This is a genomic window from Spirosoma arboris (assembly GCF_009754945.1).
Lineage (GTDB): Bacteria > Bacteroidota > Bacteroidia > Cytophagales > Spirosomataceae > Spirosoma > Spirosoma arboris.
The window spans coordinates 1-1,303 of the sequence record NZ_WPIN01000055.1 but is presented as its reverse complement, the minus strand read 5'-3'; the positions used below and the strand labels follow the sequence as shown (position 1 = coordinate 1,303).

General features: G+C 42.8%; 2 protein-coding genes. One reads left to right on the top strand and one right to left on the bottom strand.

Translation table 11 applies throughout. The features are described from left to right. Positions 1–37: 37 nt before the first annotated feature. Positions 38–763, top strand: coding sequence for a TonB family protein (locus GO755_RS40620; protein WP_157591164.1), 726 nt, complete (start codon positions 38–40; stop codon positions 761–763). A gap of 119 nt (positions 764–882) precedes the next feature. Here the strand turns inward: GO755_RS40620 and GO755_RS40615 are convergent. After that, on the bottom strand, positions 883–1,303 hold a 421-nt coding region (locus tag GO755_RS40615), incomplete at its 5' end, for a DUF4279 domain-containing protein (RefSeq protein WP_227687299.1).

Here is a 1,303-nt window from a genome sequence, read left to right as displayed (position 1 = left end):
TGGCACTTATACAACAGAAAATTAGCCCGAAAATACGATGAGAAAGGCTGCTTTAGTTTGCTTACTAAGCTGTTTGCTGACTAGTCAGACCAGGGCCCAAACTGACTCCACGCGATCCGTAAGAGGACGAGTCACCAATAGCCGCGGCCAGCCGTTGGCTGGAGCCATTGTTGCCGTATTTAATTCATCCAAAGGCACGCCTACCGATCAAGATGGATTCTATCTTTTATCGAATGTACCAAATGAGGCTACGCTAGTGTTCATGAACTTTGGCTACCAACTGCTGGTCCAATCAGTGCCCAACCAAGCTAATGTTCTTAATCAACAAGTGCTCAATGTCAGTCTGGAAATAGCGCCTGAAGAATTACCGCCCATGGGTGCAACCGCGGCTTATAAAGCGATTAACAAAAATACGTCCCATATGGCTGGTCTATACGAACTCCCTGCACAAACAGGCGCAGCGATGGATAGAAAAGCGTATTTTCCCACGGGAACGGTGGGCATGATACAGTATGTGGCCCATCATTTACGCTATCCCGCTCAAGCCAAATTGGCGAAAGTGGAGGGGGATGTATTGGTCGAATTTACCGTTACCCCGATAGGAGCCATTGAGGGGGTAAAAGTCAGTAAAAGTCTATTTCCGGCCTGTGATCAAGAGGCGCTACGGGTCGTGCGGCAAATGCCTAGATGGGTGGCGGCTCAACAGCTCGGGCAACTCGTCTCATCAGTTTACGTAGTTCCTATTCGATTCGCGCTTAAGTAGGGCTACTAGCACTATCGTTAGATTGCATCTATCGCCTACGATAGATGCTTATTAATTCATTCACATAACATAAAATTAGAAAGTAATTTGACCTTCTTTAAGTCATATTGTTGAAATATTTATAAAACATACGTATCAATATCAACTTCTGCATTTAGAGATTCAATACAACTCAGGAAAGTCCGATTGAAGTAAAGAGCAGGCGCTTGCCCATCAACAATTTCAATAACAATAGTAAATTTTGCTACAAGAGAATGTTCAGCCATAAATTGGAAGATTGTAATCTCTGACCCTTTCAGTTTATTTACTAGAAAATTAGTTATATCTTCCAGAAGTAATGAGTCCATTGCATCTGGCGAGAAATCCCAAAAAGTATCTTTATAGATTGTAGCTTTTCCCTCGATAGCTTGACCTTTAATCCCTGTATTTGTAGGAGCGAGACCGACCAAATTTGTCAGGGCATTTGGGTCAAACTGTTCACCGAATATAGATAAATAAACTCTGATGGATGTTTGATTCATACTTGCTGTATAAATGGCG